Consider the following 14,310-nt stretch of genomic DNA (forward strand, 5'->3'; position numbering starts at 1 on the left):
TTTATGCGTTATGGCGCCGTCTTCGCGGCCTGCGGTCCCGGGGCTTCGGCCCCGGAGAGCCTGGCTACAGGCCCCAAGCCCGCCGACCCAGTGTAGATGTGTGAAAATCAACAAGCAACACTAGAAATGCACATTCCTTGTGCATTCATGCACAACTAGAATTTGGCCCGCCCAGCCTCGCGCGGCGGCGCCTGGAGAGCCGGATCGTGCTTGATTGGGACAGCCTGAGATATTTCCTGGAAGTGGCCCGCACCCAGCGGGTCAGCGCCGCCGCGCGCAAGCTCGGGGTCGAACACACCACGGTGTCGCGCCGCATCCGCGCGCTGGAAGCCGAGCTGGATACCTTGCTGTTCGAGAAGTCGCGCGGCGCGGGTTTCATGCTGACGGAAGATGGCCAGCGCCTGTTCGTGCACGCGGAGCAGATGGAAAGCACCGTGCACTCGGCCCGTGAAAACCTCTCGGGCATCGGCCAGGCGCTGTCGGGCCACCTGCGCATCGGCGCCACCGAGGGCTTCGGCAGCTACGTGCTGACGCCATTGGCGGCGGACTTCCAGCGCCGCTATCCGCACATTACGCTGGACATTCTGCCGGTGCCGCGCTTCGTCAGCCTGTCCAAGCGCGAAGCCGACCTGGCCATCACCATCGAGCGTCCCCAGCGCGGCCCGTACGTGTGCAGCAAGCTGTGCGACTACACGCTGCGGCTGTACGGCACGCCCGGCTACTTGGCCAGCCACCCGCCGATCAAGGAACGCTCGGACCTGGCCGGCCACACCTTCATCGGCTATGTGGACGAACTGCTGTTCAGCGAGCGCCTGCGCTACCTGGAAGACCTGCTGCCCGCCAGCAAGGTGGTACTACGCAGCACCAGCGTGGTCGCGCAGTACCACGCCGCGTTGCAGGGCCAGTCGCTGGCGATCCTGCCCTGCTTCATCGCCGCGCAGGATCCCCGGTTGACGCCCGTGCTGGAGAACGAGGTGGAGATCACGCGCTCGTTCTGGATGTACTGCCACGAAGACCTGCGCAAACTGAAGCGGGTCACGGCCTTGTGGGAGTTCATCCGCAAGTCGGTGCTGAAGAACGCCGACCTGCTGGCCGGCAAGCGCGGCACGATGACTTACCTGCCCTGAAACGCCGCGGCCCGCTCAAGGCGGGCCGCGCGGCGTAGAAGAATCTGCTGGCGTCAGGCGCTGTTCTTGGGCGCCTTCACGCGCAGGCGCCGCATCAGGAGGAAGGCCGTCAGCAGCGCGACCAGGCCGTGGATCGCCCAGACGCCCACACCGAAGCTGAGCTTGCCGTTGGAGATCCAGGCGCGCGACAGGTTCATCAGGTTCATGTAGAGCAGGCCCACCAGGGCGGCGATGAGCAGGTCGCCCGAACGGCCCAAACGCGGATTGACGGCGCCCAGCGGAATCGCCAACAGCGCCAGGTTCAGCGCGGCCAGCGGCAGCGAAACCCGCCACATCACTTGCGACCAGCTGTTGTCGGTGTTGTCCGCGATCAGCTGCGAGGTGGTGCGCGCCTTGGCAGAGCGTTCGGCCTTGGCGCGGGCTTCCGCCACGGGATCGCTGCCCGACTTGCTTTCCAGGCGCAGGCCATACTTGTCGAAATGCACCAGCCGGATTTCGAGTCCACCGGGCTTGAGGTCATAGCGGTGGCCCTCGCCCAGCACCAGGAAGCGGTCGCCGTTGGGCAACGTTTCGCTATGCGCCTTGCTGGCGGTCAGCACGCTCAACCATTCGGGACCGGTTTCGCGGGCGAACACATTGCCCAGTTCGTCGCTGGGCTGCAGCGGGTCTTCGGCGAAGAACACGCGGCTGCCGCCGGAGGACTCCGCGAACTGGCCGGCCGTGACCTTGGACAGGTCCGAGCGCTGCTCGAAGCGTTCGTGGTATTCGCCGATCTGGCGGTACGCCCAGGGCGCCGCCACCAGCGTCAGCCCCGCCACCGCCAGCGCCACGGGAATGGCAACGCGCAGCACCGGCCTGAGCCAGTCAGCCAGCGACAGGCCGCTGGCGAACCATACGACCATTTCGGATTCACGGTAATTGCGCGTGACGGTGGTCAAGACCGCGATGAAGATCGATACCGCGAGTATGGTCGGCAAGGCGGTGATGGTCGACAGCGCGGCCAGCACCATGACAACGTCGGCCCCGATGTTGCCGCCCGCGGCTTCGCCGAGCAGGCGCACGAGCAGCACGCTGAGCCATACGACGAGCAACGTGGAAAAGACAACGCCAGCGTGACTGGTGATCTCGCTGACGACAGAGCGTTTAAATAGAGACATGGGAGAATATGCGGGATAATCGACCGCATTCTACACAGACGCACACGGGAAACCCTCATGGAATTTAGCACACAGACCACCGCTTCCCTGCACCAAGTCAAAACCGCCGCCCTGGCCGTCGGGGTGTACGCGGAAGGCGTGTTGAGCCCCGCCGCCGACCTCATCGACCGCGCCTCCAATGGCGCCGTGCGCGCCGTGGTCAAGACCGAGTTCCGCGGCCGCGCCGGTTCCACGCTGATCCTGCGCAACCTGCCCGGCGTGTCCGCGCAGCGCGTGGTGCTGGTCGGCCTGGGCAAGCAGGAAGAGTATTCGGCCCGCGCCCACGCCTCGGCCGAACAGGCCTTCGCCTCGGCCTGCGTGTCGGCCCAGCTGACCGAAGGCGTGTCCACGCTGGCTGCCAACCCGATCGCCGACGTGGCCATCATCGCGCGCGCCCGCAGCGCCGCCATCGCGGCCGGCAACGCCACCTATCACTACGACGCCAGCTTCGGTAAACCCGATCGCGACGCTCGTCCCAAGCTCAAGAAGATCGTCCAGGTCGTCGAACGCGCCGACGCGGCCCAGGCTCAGAAGGGCCTGCGCGAAGGCGGCGCCATCGCCAACGGCATGGACCTGACCCGCACCCTGGGCAACCTGCCCGGCAATATCTGCACGCCGACCTACCTGGGCGAAACGGCCAAGCGCCTGGCCCGCGAGTTCAAGTCGCTGAAGGTCGAAGTGCTGGAACGCAAGCAGGTCGAAGCGCTGGGCATGGGCTCGTTCCTGTCCGTGGCGCGCGGCTCCGAGGAAGCGCTGCGCTTCATCGTGCTGCGCCATGCCGGCGCCAAGACCGTCAAGAAGGGCGCCAAGGCCGCGCAAGGTCCCATCGTGCTGGTCGGCAAGGGCATCACCTTCGATGCCGGTGGTATCTCGCTCAAGCCCGCCGCCACCATGGACGAAATGAAGTACGACATGTGCGGTGCCGCCAGCGTGCTGGGCTCGTTCCGCGCCCTGGCCGAACTGGAGCTGCCGCTGGACGTGGTAGGCCTGATCCCGGCCTGCGAAAACCTGCCCAGCGGCAAGGCCAACAAGCCGGGCGATGTGGTCACCAGCATGGCCGGCCTGACCATCGAAATCCTGAACACCGACGCCGAAGGCCGCCTGGTGCTGTGCGACGCGCTGACCTATGCCGAACGCTTCAAGCCGTCCGCCGTGATCGACATCGCCACCCTGACCGGCGCCTGCGTGGTGGCCCTGGGCAATGTCAACAGCGGCCTGTTCTCGAAGGACGACGCCCTGGCCGACGCGCTGGCCGCGGCCGGCCGCCAGTCCCTGGACACCGCCTGGCGCATGCCGCTGGACGACGCCTACCAGGAACAACTCAAGTCCAATTTCGCCGACCTCGCCAACATCGGCGGCCCTCCGGCGGGTGCGGTCACCGCGGCCTGCTTCCTGTCGCGCTTCACCTCCTCGTACCGCTGGGCCCACCTGGACATCGCCGGCACCGCCTGGCGCGGCGGCAAGGACAAGGGCGCGACTGGCCGCCCCGTTCCCCTGCTGATGCAGTACCTGCTGGACCAGGCTTGAAACCGCGGCAACGGAACCCGGTATGACGCGCATCGACTTCGCCTTCGGCGCGCCCGACCGCTTGCGCACCGCCTGCCAGGTGGTGCGCAAGCGCTACCTGGCAGGCCAGCGCCTGGTGGTGTACTGTAAGGACGGTGCCCGCCTGGCCGCGTTCGACCGCATGCTCTGGGCCTTCGACGATACGTCGTTCGTGCCGCACGTGCTGGCCAACGACCCGCTGGCGGCCGATACCCCGGTGATCCTGACTGCCGGGGATCCGCAGCAGGCCGCCGCCGCAGCGGGCCGGGGCGACCAGCCCCAACCCTCCTGGCTGCTGAACCTGGACAGCGACTGCCCTCCCGGATTCGACGCCTTCGAGCGCCTGCTCGAAATCGTCTCCGACGACCCCGAGGACAAGCAGGCCGCCCGCCAGCGCTGGCGGACGTACCAGACCGCGGGCCACACCCCGCAAAGCCACGACCTCAGCCGCCAGCCGCCGGGCGCCTGACCGCCACGCCCGCGCTGGCGCGCCCACTTCGAAATCCGGGAGCCATCATGCCCTCTCGCCCCGCCGATGCCGGCATCCCCACCCTGACCCAGCGGGCCGAACCCTCGCTCCATGCGCCGTCCGCCGACGACAGCCTGGACGCGCCCCTGCTGACCGAACTGGCCGGCGAGGCCGGACCGGCCTATGACGACGAGGCCTTTCCGCTGCTGACCGAGGTAGCCGGACCGGCCGATACGTCCCCGACGGAGACCGAGGCCCAGACCGCCCCGGCCGCGCCCCCGGATGCCACCGTGCTGAGCGCGCGCCTGCAGGCCGAGGTCGAGCAGCTCATGCGCGAGGCCCTGGCTGAAGCCATAGACCAGATCCAGGCCCGCATGGACGCCGAATTGCCTCGCATCGTGGCCCGGGTGCTGCGGGATGTAAGGCCGGGTTGACCCCTCTGGAACCTCTGTCCCGCCTCTGGTCTAATTCTTGGCAGAACTGGATTCTTAAGGGAACTGTAAGGTATCCTTCGCATCTAAGTCTCTCAGGCAACTATTACTCTGCCGCACACAGGAGTTCTCCATGAACGAATATCGTCCGTCCCCTTTTAACCGTTCCGGCGCGATGGCCGGCGCGCCGGGAGAGGTCGCGCGCAACCAGGTCCTGCGCAATACGTACTGGCTCCTGGCGCTGTCGCTGATCCCCACCGTGCTGGGCGCTGCCGTCGGCATGTACACCGGCATCAACCGCGTCATGGGCGCAAGCCCCGGCCTGTCCGCCATCGTGTTCCTGGTGGGCGCGTTCGGCCTGATGTTCGCGATCGAAAAGAACAAGAACAGCTCGCTTGGCGTGGTCCTGCTGCTGGCCTTCACGTTCTTCATGGGCGTGATGCTGTCGCGCCTGCTGGGCTTCGTCATGGGCATGAGCAACGGCTCGCAGCTGGTCATGACGGCCTTCGGCGGCACCGCGATCGTGTTCGGCACGATGGCCACGCTGGCCACCACCATCAAGCGCGACCTGTCCGGATTGCAGAAATTCCTGTTCATCGGCGCGGTCGTGATCCTGGTGGCGGCCCTGGCCAACATCTTCCTGCAGCTGCCGGCGCTGATGCTGACCATCTCGGTCCTGGCCATCGTCATCTTCTCGGCCTTCATGCTGGTCGACCTGCAGCGCGTGGTCAACGGCGGCGAAACCAATTACGTGTCCGCCACGCTGGCCATCTACCTGGACGTCTACAACGTCTTCTCGAACCTGCTGATGCTGCTGGGCATCTTCGGCGGCAACCGCGAGTAATCGCAGAGCGGTCCTAAGCCGCTGAAAAGGGCCTACATTCACGTGTAGGCCCTTTTTCTTTGCCCGGCCGGGGCCTCCCTTCCTGAAGGAGCCACACCATGCCCGATCGCCGCCGCTTCCTCCAGGCCGCCGCCGCCACCGCCCTGGCCAGTCCCGCCTGGACGGCTCGCTCCCTCAGCATGGAGGCCCCCATGCTGGCGCGGACCATACCCGTGTCCGGCGAGGCGCTGCCGGTCATCGGGCTGGGCACCGCCGACACCTTCAACGTGCCCCCTTCCGACCAGGCCGCCATGGCGCCGCTGGCGCAAGTGCTGAACACGCTGCTGCAAAGAGGCGGCACGCTGATCGACACGGCGCCAAGCTATGGGCAGGCCGAAGCGGTCACCGGCGCGCTGCTGGCCCGCGCAGGCAACCCGCGCCCCAGGACCTTCCTGGCGACCAAGATCGGCGCGCAGGGCCATGAAGCGGCCATGCGCCAAGTGCGCCAATCGCAGCAGGCGCTGGGCCGCGACAAGCTCGACCTGCTCCAGATCCACAATCTGATCGACACCGCCAACCAGCTGGCGCTGCTGCGCGATCTGCAACGGCAAGGCGTGATCCGCTATTACGGCATCACCCACTACGCCGACCACGCCCATGACGAACTGACCCGGCTGGTCGAAAGCGAAAAACCCGATTTCGTGCAGGTCAACCTGTCCGTCGGCGACCGCAACGCGGAAAAGCGGCTGTTGCCCGCCTGCCAGGCCAACGGCGTGGCGGTGCTGATCAACCGCCCCTTCCAGGACGGGGCGCTGTTCCGCCAGGTCAAGGGCAAGCCGCTGCCCGGATTCGCCGCCGAGATCAATTGCGGATCCTGGGCGCAGCTCTTCCTGAAGTTCATCGTCGCCCATCCCGCCGTCACCGCGGTCATCCCCGCCACTTCCAAGCCGGCCAACATGGCGGACAACGTGCTGGCGGGCTTCGGCCGCATGCCGAACGATGCCATGCGGGAACGCATCGCCGCCCTGCTGGACTGACGCCATGACGGCCGCCGGCGGCAGCATGCAGGACCGGACCGCGCAGGCGCTGGGCATACGCCCGGAAGAACTGGCGCCGGCGGCCTGCGGCTTCGCCTTTTTCTTCTTCCTGTTCTGCGGCTACTTCATGCTGCGCCCCATCCGCGAGACGATTGGCATACAGGCCGGCGTCGACCAACTGCAGTGGCTTTTCACCGCGACCTTCATCGCCATGCTGGCGGTCGTGCCGCTGTTCGGCTGGCTGTCCGCGCGCGTGCCCCGCGCGATGCTGGTGACCTGGGTCTACGCCGCCTTCGCCCTCAGCATGGCGGGCTTTGCCGCCCTGCTCTACCTGCGCCCCGGCAGCGTCTGGGCGGCGCGCGCCTTCTACGTCTGGCTGTCGGTGTTCAACCTGTTCGTCGTCTCCATCGCCTGGAGCCTGATGGCTGACGTGTTCCGCATGGATTCGGCCAAGCGCCTGTTCGCGTTGATCGCGGCAGGCGCCAGCGCCGGCGGGCTGTCCGGCCCCTTGCTGGGCGGATTGCTGGCCGGCGTCCTGGGGCCCTCGGGCCTGCTGCTGCTGTCCGCGCTGCTGCTGGCCGCCACGCTGCCGCTCAAGCGCTGGCTGCTGCGCTGGCGCGCCGCGCACCGGGACGACGTGGCGCCGGACGATATGCGGCGTCCCATCGAAGGCTCGATCCTGGCCGGCCTGTCGCGCATCTTCCAGTCCCCTTACCTGATGGGGATTTCCTTGCTGGTGATCCTGCTGGCCACGCTCAACACCTTTCTCTACATGGAGCAGGCGCGGCTGGTGGCGCACGCCTTTCCCGACACCGCGCAGCGCATCCGCGTCTTCAGCGCGCTGGATTTCGCGGTGCAGGCGCTTTCGCTCTTGTCGCAGATCTTCATCACCGGCCGCGTCGCGGCGCGCCTGGGGCTGGGCTTCCTGCTGACCGCCGTGCCGCTGACGATGACGGCCGCCTTCCTGGCCCTGGCGGCCTTCCCCGTCTTCGGCGTGCTGGCCGGGGCCATGATCGTACGCCGCGTCGGCGAATACGCGTTGATCCGGCCGGGGCGCGAAATGCTGTTCACGGCAGTGTCGCCCGAGGACAAGTACAAGACCAAGAACGTCATCGACACCGTGGTCTACCGGGCCGGCGACGCGGCCAGCGGCTGGGTCAAGGCCGGCGTGGACATGCTGGGCCACGGCGTGGCGCTGATCGCGGTGCTGGGCGCGGCATGCGCCCTGGCCGCCGCCGCGGTGGGCTATGGGCTGGGCCGCAAGGCGGATCGGATCAATGCGGATGAGCCTTAGATTTTTTTGAACATCCATCTCATTGAAACAAACGTCTTCCCGGGACCGCCACCGCACAATGGCGCAGATCTCAACGCCTCGGGAATCGTCATGAAACGCACTGCCTGTCTTGCCGCCGCCCTGTTGCTTTGCCTGGCCTCGCGCTCCGCGCTGGCGGGCTACCCCGAACGCGCCATCACCCTGATCGTGCCCGCCGCGGCCGGCGGCAACGCCGACATCACCGCCCGTCTCGTCGGCCAGGAAATGAGCCGCCAGCTGGGCCAGCCGGTAGTGGTGGAAAACCGCGTCGGCGCGGGCGGCCGCATCGGCACCCAGGCCCTGGCGCGCGCAGCGGCCGACGGCTACACCATCGGCTATGCCCACGTCGGCACCCTGGTCCTGCACCGCTACCTGTTCAAGCAGCAGCTCTATGACCTGGACCGCGACATCACGCCCATCGGCCTGGTGGCCGAAACGCCCAACGTCATCGTGGTGAACGCGGCCTCGCCCTATCGCGACCTGAAGAGTTTCATCGAGGCCAGCCGCGCCCAGCCGGACCGCCTGACCATGACCTCGGCCGACCCCGGCACCACCAGCGAGGTTGGCGTCAAGCTCTTCATCGCCCAGACCGGCGCCGCCGTGCGCCAGATCCCGTACAAGGCCACCGCCGCCCAGTTGGCCGACCTGCTGGGCGGCCACGTCGACTCCATGATGGAGAACCTGCCGCCGCTGATCGGCAATCTGAAGGACGGCCGCCTGCGCGCGCTGGCGGTCACCACCAAGACGCGCGCCGCCTCCAATCCGGACGTGCCCACGGTGGCGGAGCAAGGCTATCCCGACTACGAGCAGTCGGCCTGGAGCGCGCTGGTCGCGCCCGCCGGCACGCCGCCCGAAGTCATCGCCCGGCTGAACGCGGCGATGAACGCGGCGCTGCGCTCGGACAATATCAGCAAGGAACTGCGCAGCCGCTCCCAGGAACCGCTGGGTGGAACGCCGCAGGACGTACAGAACCAGATACGCAAGGAGCTGCCCAAATGGGAAGGCATCATCAAGGCCGCCGGCACGACGCTGGATTGAGCCGCAACACCCGCCCTGCAGGAGTCCGCGCATGGCGACGGTAAGTCGCGAGGATTTCTCCTGCGCCGCCGCGACCAATGCGTCGGCGTACCGGCGGGTCACCATTCCGATGCTGAAGATCGAGGCGGGGCCAGGCCCCGCCGTCGCTTTGATGGCGGGCGTGCACGGCGACGAATGGGAAGGCCAGGCCGCCATCCTGGACCTGTGGCGCCATCTGCCCGGCATCCTGCGGCGCGGCACGGTCTACCTGCTGCCCGCGGTGAACGCCGAGGCCTCGCTGGCCGGCACGCGCCTGTCGCCTTCCGATGGCGGCAATCTCAACCGCGCCTTTCTTGGCGCCCCCGCGCGCGGCTACACGGAAAGCGTGGCGGCCGCGCTCGAAGCCCGGCTGCTGCCGCGCATACAAGCGCTGGTGGACGTGCACAGCGGCGGCGCATCGCTGCGCTACCTGCCCTCATCGGTGATCACACGTTATGGAGACGACGCCTACGACGAGCGCCTGCCGGCCCTGGCGCGCGCCTTCGGGCTGCCAGACTGCGTCTACTTCCGCGGCAGCGAAGCGGGTTCCATGCCCGCTGCCGCCAGCCGCCACGACGTGCTGCGCCTGAGCGCCGAAATCGGCGGCGGCGCGGAGACCAGCCAGGCGCTGGTCGAGCGCTGCCGCGACGGCCTGCTGGGCTGCCTGGGCGAACTGGGGCTGCTGCCCGATCGCCCTGCCGCGCAGAATCGCGAGGTCCGGCTCTATGACCTGGACGCACCTGCCGCCACCCTGCGCGCCAGCGAAGCCGGCGTGTTCGTGCCTGCCGTCGAACTGGGCCAGGCGGTCGGCGCGCGCCAGCGCGTCGGCCAGCTGATCGAACCCGCCCGCCCCGACCTGTCTCCACGCCCCCTGATCAGCCCACAGGCCGGCACCGTCGTCTGCCTGCGCGCCCTGGCCCGCAGCGACGACGGCGATTGCCTGCTGCAGATCGCCCCCGCCCTCCCCCTGGACTCTCTTGCTTCAAAGTACTGACCCATGCAGATGAACCCTAGCTTGTCCGGCCTGCGCTGCATCCGCTGCGCGAGCCTGTGGCCGCCCGCCGACTACCCCGAAGGCTGCCCCAGTTGCCTGGAGGCCGGCCACCCCGCCAGCCTGGAGTGTCTTTACGAGCCGTCCGCGGCGGACGCGCCCATGCCCTTGCCGGTGCTGGACCCGGTCACCCTGGGCGAAGGCGCCACGCCTTGCCTGGCCGCTCCCGCCTTGGCGCAAGCCGAGGGCGTGGGCCAGCTGTGGCTGAAGTGCGAAAGCGCCAACCCCACCGGCAGCCACAAGGACCGCATGGCCGCCCAGCTGGTGTCGCGCGCCCGCCTGGCCGGCGCCACGCGCGTGGCGGCCGCGTCCAGCGGCAATGCCGGCGTCTCGCTGGCCGCCTATTGCGCCGCCGCGCGGCTGCAGGCCGACATCGCCATCACCCGCAACTGCCCGCCCCTGCAGCGCGAAGCCATGCAGCGCTTCGGCGCCCGGCTGACCGCCTTCGAGGACAGCCTGAGCCGCTGGCCCCACGTCGAGGACCTGTGCCGCAACCACGGCGCCTTCGCCGGCACCAACTATCTGAATCCGCCCACCGGCACCCATGCCTATGGCGTGGAAGGCTACAAGCCCATCGCCCAGGAAATCCTGGACGCCTGCGGCACGCCCAGCGACATCGTCGTGCCCACCGCGCGCGGCGATCTGCTGTGGGGCATCTTCCTGGGCTGGCAGCACCTGCTGCGCAGCGGCCGCATCGAGCGCATGCCGCGTCTTCACGCGGTGGAACCCTACGCCCGCCTGTCGCGCGCGCGCGCCACCGGCGATGCGCGCAAGATCTGGGACGGCGTGACGGACCAGTATTCGATCGCGGGCGGCACCAGCACGCTGCAATCGCTGGAAGCCTTGTCGCGCTCGGGCGGCTCGCCGGTGGAGGTATCGGATGCCTCGGCCGCGCAGGCGCAGCAGCGGCTCGAACGCATCGGGCTGGCCACCGAGCTGTCGGCGGCGGCGGCGCTGGCCGCCGTCTCCCGGCTGCGGCGCTCGGGCCTGCTGGACGCGGAATCGTCGGTGGTGCTGATCGTGACCTCGGACGGACGCCGGGGCTGAACGGCCGAGGGCTGGAGCGTTCGCGACTGAGGTGCGGCGCTGAACGGCCGGGCCCGCATTAGACGCCGAAGCTATCCACCAGCGGCGCCAGCGCGCCGCGCAGGCAAGTCGCCCAGAACTTGCCCGCCTCGGACAAGGGGCGGCTGCCATGCAGGATCATGTGGCATTCGAAATGCACCGGCGCGGCCAGCGGGCGATAGCACAGGCCCGCCGCCGCCATGCCGACCGCCGTGGCCGGGTTGGCGATGCCCACCCCGTGCCCGGCCAGCGCCAGCTGGCACACGGTGCTGGAATAAGGCGTCTCGATGGCCACCTTCAGGCTCTGTCCCGCCTGCGCCAGCAGCGCATCCAGCCGCTTGCGCGAACCGTCCTCGGCGTTCAGCGCGATCACGTCCGCGTCGGCCAGATGCGAGAACTGCACCTGCTCCAGGCGCGCCAGCGGGTGTCCCTTTGGAAACACCGCCACCGCGCGCAGGCTGGCCAGCCTGTGGCCGCGCAATCCTTCCAGTTCCGACTCGTCCGCAACCGCGGCCAGGTCGAGTTCGCCCGACACCACCATGTCGCGCAAGGTATTGGAATCCCGGATCTGCAGGTACAAGCCCGTGTCCGGATAACGCTCGCGGAAGCGCGCAATCGTGTCGCTGATGACGGCGCCGCTATAGGCATGGATGCAGCCGATGCGCAGCCGCGGCTGCGCCGCGCCGCGGATCGCGCGGATCTTGCGCCCCAGGCTTTCCAGCCCCACGTTCAGGCGCCGGATTTCCTCGTACAGCAGCGTGGCCTCGGGGGTGCGTTGCATGCGCTGGCGCACGCGCTCGAACAGGCGCAGCTCGATGCTGGCTTCCAGCGCGGCCAAGGTGGCGCTGACGGTCGCGGGGGAGACGTCCAGCCGCCTGGCGGCGGCGGTCACGCTTTCCGTTTCATAGACCGTGCGGAAGGTCTCGACCTGCTTGAGCGTGAAGGTCATGGCCGGATCGCGCCGCGCTCAGATGCGCTGCAGGTCCATCAACACGCGCCGGGTCGACAAGGGACGGCCGGCCAGGATTTCCGCCAGCCGTTCGCGCAGGTCGCGGCGCAGGGCCGGCTCGATCGCCGGGTCGTCGAAATCGGGGGGATCCTCGTCCACGCCATAGCCGGTTTCGCGCAGCAGCGTCCATTCGAAGCGGCGCAACGCGCCCGCCGCGCGGCTGCCGCCGGACAGCTGCTGCAAGGCGAAATCGTAGGCGTCGAACAGCAGCGGATGGGCATCTTCCCGCGGCAGCAGCCGCAGCAGCAGCTCGTTCATGTACCAGGCCGACATCAGCGCGGTGCCGGTCAGCGGACGGATGCCGACGATCTCGGCGCGGGTCAGGGTTTTGACCTCGCCGTTGCCGGTCCACGACAGCAGCAGCGGCTGGAACGCGGACAGCACGGGACGCAGGACGGAATACGGGCGCTTGGCGCCCTTGGCGACCATGGCCACACAGCCATGATCGCGCGAGAAGGTCTGAACGATGAGGGATGTCTCACGCCAGGCGGTGGCGTGCAGCATGTATCCCGGACGATCCTGGACGCGAGGCGCCCGTCTACTCATAGCCCAGATCGCGGAGCGCACCCTCGCGGTCGGACCAGCCCTTGCGCACCTTGATGTAGACCTCCAGGTGCACCGGCTTGTCCAGCAGCTTGGCGATGTCCTGCCGCGCCTCCGTGGCGATGCGCTTCATGTGCATGCCGCCCGTGCCCAACAGGATGGGCTTGTGGCTGTCGCGTTCGACCACCACGCAGGCGTTGATGCTGGCGCCCTTGCTGGTCTCTTCCCATTGCTCGATGACGACGGTACAGCCGTAGGGCAGTTCGTCGCCGACCAGGCGGAAGATCTTCTCGCGCACCAGTTCGGCGGCGATGAAGCGCATGGGGCGATCGGTCAGCGTGTCTTCCTCGAACATCGGCTCGCCTTCCGGCAGGCGCGACGCGATTTCCTCCAGCAGCTGGTCCAGCTGCTGGTTCTTGGTGGCGCTGACGGGCACCACGGCGCCGAACGGATGCAGCGCCATGATCTTGGAAACGAAGGCGAACAGGTCGTCGCGATTCTTCAGCGCGTCGATCTTGGACACGACCAGGATGGTGCGTTCCGGAGCGGGCAGCAGCGGCAGCAGCTTGGCATCGCCCTCGGACCACTTGCCGGCTTCCACCACGTGCACCACCACGTCCACGTCGGCCAGGGCCTGCGTGACCACGCGGTTCATCATGCGGTTCATGGCGCCGCCGTGGCGGGTCTGGAAGCCGGGGGTGTCGACGAACACGAACTGTTCGTGCTCGCGCGTCAGCACGCCGTGAATGCGGTGGCGCGTGGTCTGCGCCTTGCGCGACACGATGGAAATCTTGGAACCGATCAGGGCGTTCGTCAGGGTGGACTTGCCCACGTTGGGGCGGCCCACGATGGCGACGAAGCCGGTACGAAAAGGGGTATCGCTCATTTAGTCTCTTGAGCCACTGCCACCGGCAGCGACAATTGCGCGGTTTTGCGCGCCTTGCCCGACTTGCGGGCTGCCTTGGTCGCCGGGCTGACGGCCAATGCGGCCTCCAGCGCCAGCTTGGCCGCCGACTGCTCGGCGGCGCGGCGGCTGGCGCCGGGCGCCATCACCTTGATCTCCAGCGCCGGGATGGCGCATTCGACTTCGAACTGCTGGCTGTGGGCCGCGCCGTGCGTGGCCACCACCGTGTACACCGGCAGGGCCATCTTGCGGCCTTGCAGGAATTCCTGCAGCAGGGTCTTGGCGTCCTTGCCCAGGGTCTTGGGATCGACGGAGGCCAGTACCGGCTGGTACTGGCGCACGATCACGCGGCGGGCGGCATCGAAGCCGGCATCCAGGAACACGGCGCCGAACAGGGCCTCGACCGTGTCCGCCAGGATCGAAGGACGACGGAAACCGCCGCTCTTCAATTCGCCTTCGCCCAGGCGCAGGTACTGCGACAGTTCCAGCCGCTGGGCGATATCCGCCAGCGACGCCTGCTTGACCAGGTTGGCCCGCAAGCGCGACAGGTCGCCTTCGTCGATTTTGGAATAGCGCTCGAACAGCATCGCCGCAACGACGAAGTTCAGCACGGAATCCCCGAGGAATTCCAGGCGTTCGTTGTGGCGCGCGCCGTGGCTGCGATGCGTCAGCGCCTGTTCGAGCAATGCCGGATCACTGAAGTGGTGATCCAGGCGGTTTTCTAGCGTGGCTAGCGACATAA

General features: G+C 68.1%; 15 protein-coding genes. 10 read left to right on the forward strand and 5 right to left on the reverse strand.

All coding sequences use genetic code 11. The features are described 5' to 3' along the window. Window positions 1–206: 206 nt before the first annotated feature. Window positions 207–1,127: a LysR family transcriptional regulator gene (locus HWY37_RS10220; protein WP_176088571.1), complete on the forward strand. Its 921-nt coding sequence runs from the start codon at window positions 207–209 to the stop codon at window positions 1,125–1,127. Between the two features lie 53 nt (window positions 1,128–1,180). Here the strand turns inward: HWY37_RS10220 and lptF are convergent, their stop codons facing one another. Further along, complete coding sequence (gene lptF, locus HWY37_RS10225; protein WP_176088572.1) at window positions 1,181–2,284, reverse strand: LPS export ABC transporter permease LptF; 1,104 nt, start codon at window positions 2,282–2,284, stop codon at window positions 1,181–1,183. Between the two features lie 57 nt (window positions 2,285–2,341). Between lptF and HWY37_RS10230 the strand changes: the two genes are divergently transcribed. From HWY37_RS10230 to HWY37_RS10270, 9 genes are all read left to right on the forward strand, one after another. Beyond that, window positions 2,342–3,850, forward strand: coding sequence for a leucyl aminopeptidase (locus HWY37_RS10230; protein ID WP_176088573.1), 1,509 nt, complete (start codon window positions 2,342–2,344; stop codon window positions 3,848–3,850). Window positions 3,851–3,872: 22 nt separating this feature from the next. Further along, the gene (locus tag HWY37_RS10235; protein WP_175209294.1) at window positions 3,873–4,337 is read left to right on the forward strand and encodes a DNA polymerase III subunit chi; all 465 of its coding nucleotides are present in this window, start codon (window positions 3,873–3,875) and stop codon (window positions 4,335–4,337) included. A gap of 47 nt (window positions 4,338–4,384) precedes the next feature. After that, window positions 4,385–4,771, forward strand: coding sequence for a hypothetical protein (locus HWY37_RS10240; RefSeq protein ID WP_175209293.1), 387 nt, complete (start codon window positions 4,385–4,387; stop codon window positions 4,769–4,771). Window positions 4,772–4,901: 130 nt separating this feature from the next. Continuing rightward, window positions 4,902–5,612: a Bax inhibitor-1/YccA family protein gene (locus HWY37_RS10245; protein ID WP_175209292.1), complete on the forward strand. Its 711-nt coding sequence runs from the start codon at window positions 4,902–4,904 to the stop codon at window positions 5,610–5,612. A gap of 98 nt (window positions 5,613–5,710) precedes the next feature. Next, on the forward strand, window positions 5,711–6,628 hold the full coding sequence (locus HWY37_RS10250; protein ID WP_176088574.1) for an aldo/keto reductase: 918 nt from the start codon (window positions 5,711–5,713) through the stop codon (window positions 6,626–6,628). Window positions 6,629–6,632: 4 nt separating this feature from the next. Then, window positions 6,633–7,922, forward strand: a complete 1,290-nt coding sequence (locus HWY37_RS10255) for an NTP/NDP exchange transporter (protein WP_176088575.1) — start codon at window positions 6,633–6,635, stop codon at window positions 7,920–7,922. A 90-nt stretch (window positions 7,923–8,012) separates the two neighbouring features. Continuing rightward, the gene (locus tag HWY37_RS10260; RefSeq protein ID WP_175209289.1) at window positions 8,013–8,978 is read left to right on the forward strand and encodes a Bug family tripartite tricarboxylate transporter substrate binding protein; all 966 of its coding nucleotides are present in this window, start codon (window positions 8,013–8,015) and stop codon (window positions 8,976–8,978) included. A 31-nt stretch (window positions 8,979–9,009) separates the two neighbouring features. Continuing rightward, window positions 9,010–9,990, forward strand: a complete 981-nt coding sequence (locus HWY37_RS10265; RefSeq protein WP_176088576.1) for a M14 family metallopeptidase — start codon at window positions 9,010–9,012, stop codon at window positions 9,988–9,990. 3 nt (window positions 9,991–9,993) lie between these two features. Then, window positions 9,994–11,094, forward strand: a complete 1,101-nt coding sequence (locus HWY37_RS10270) for a pyridoxal-phosphate dependent enzyme (RefSeq protein WP_175209287.1) — start codon at window positions 9,994–9,996, stop codon at window positions 11,092–11,094. A 58-nt stretch (window positions 11,095–11,152) separates the two neighbouring features. On the opposite strand, the gene HWY37_RS10275 is transcribed toward HWY37_RS10270, so the two are convergent. From HWY37_RS10275 to rnc, 4 genes are read right to left on the reverse strand one after another with little or no spacing between them, the layout of a single operon-like run. Then, a complete protein-coding gene (locus tag HWY37_RS10275) occupies window positions 11,153–12,061 on the reverse strand; it encodes a LysR family transcriptional regulator (protein WP_175209286.1) in 909 nt (302 codons plus the stop codon). An 18-nt stretch (window positions 12,062–12,079) separates the two neighbouring features. Continuing rightward, window positions 12,080–12,667 carry a DNA repair protein RecO gene (gene recO / locus HWY37_RS10280; RefSeq protein ID WP_176088577.1) on the reverse strand — a complete coding sequence of 196 codons (588 nt, stop codon included), beginning with the start codon at window positions 12,665–12,667 and terminating at the stop codon, window positions 12,080–12,082. Beyond that, complete coding sequence (gene era / locus HWY37_RS10285; protein ID WP_175209284.1) at window positions 12,660–13,550, reverse strand: GTPase Era; 891 nt, start codon at window positions 13,548–13,550, stop codon at window positions 12,660–12,662. The genes recO and era overlap by 8 nt, the downstream gene beginning before the upstream one ends. Beyond that, complete coding sequence (gene rnc, locus HWY37_RS10290; protein WP_175209283.1) at window positions 13,547–14,308, reverse strand: ribonuclease III; 762 nt, start codon at window positions 14,306–14,308, stop codon at window positions 13,547–13,549. The genes era and rnc overlap by 4 nt, the downstream gene beginning before the upstream one ends. Window positions 14,309–14,310 lie beyond the last annotated feature (2 nt).

The sequence above is a fragment of the Achromobacter anxifer genome (assembly GCF_903652925.1).
Taxonomy (GTDB): Bacteria; Pseudomonadota; Gammaproteobacteria; order Burkholderiales; family Burkholderiaceae_B; genus Achromobacter; species Achromobacter anxifer.

What these genes read in the sequence shown, in the direction of transcription:
- HWY37_RS10245 (WP_175209292.1), top strand. Translation starts at nt 4,902, where the DNA reads ATGAACGAATATCGTCCGTCCCCTTTTAACCGTTCCGGCGCGATGGCC.
- HWY37_RS10255 (WP_176088575.1), top strand. Translation starts at nt 6,633, where the DNA reads ATGACGGCCGCCGGCGGCAGCATGCAGGACCGGACCGCGCAGGCGCTG.
- rnc (WP_175209283.1), bottom strand. Translation starts at nt 14,308, where the DNA reads ATGTCGCTAGCCACGCTAGAAAACCGCCTGGATCACCACTTCAGTGAT.
- era (WP_175209284.1), bottom strand. Translation starts at nt 13,550, where the DNA reads ATGAGCGATACCCCTTTTCGTACCGGCTTCGTCGCCATCGTGGGCCGC.
- HWY37_RS10275 (WP_175209286.1), bottom strand. Translation starts at nt 12,061, where the DNA reads ATGACCTTCACGCTCAAGCAGGTCGAGACCTTCCGCACGGTCTATGAA.
- HWY37_RS10260 (WP_175209289.1), top strand. Translation starts at nt 8,013, where the DNA reads ATGAAACGCACTGCCTGTCTTGCCGCCGCCCTGTTGCTTTGCCTGGCC.
- HWY37_RS10230 (WP_176088573.1), top strand. Translation starts at nt 2,342, where the DNA reads ATGGAATTTAGCACACAGACCACCGCTTCCCTGCACCAAGTCAAAACC.
- lptF (WP_176088572.1), bottom strand. Translation starts at nt 2,284, where the DNA reads ATGTCTCTATTTAAACGCTCTGTCGTCAGCGAGATCACCAGTCACGCT.
- HWY37_RS10270 (WP_175209287.1), top strand. Translation starts at nt 9,994, where the DNA reads ATGCAGATGAACCCTAGCTTGTCCGGCCTGCGCTGCATCCGCTGCGCG.
- recO (WP_176088577.1), bottom strand. Translation starts at nt 12,667, where the DNA reads ATGAGTAGACGGGCGCCTCGCGTCCAGGATCGTCCGGGATACATGCTG.
- HWY37_RS10250 (WP_176088574.1), top strand. Translation starts at nt 5,711, where the DNA reads ATGCCCGATCGCCGCCGCTTCCTCCAGGCCGCCGCCGCCACCGCCCTG.
- HWY37_RS10235 (WP_175209294.1), top strand. Translation starts at nt 3,873, where the DNA reads ATGACGCGCATCGACTTCGCCTTCGGCGCGCCCGACCGCTTGCGCACC.
- HWY37_RS10240 (WP_175209293.1), top strand. Translation starts at nt 4,385, where the DNA reads ATGCCCTCTCGCCCCGCCGATGCCGGCATCCCCACCCTGACCCAGCGG.
- HWY37_RS10265 (WP_176088576.1), top strand. Translation starts at nt 9,010, where the DNA reads ATGGCGACGGTAAGTCGCGAGGATTTCTCCTGCGCCGCCGCGACCAAT.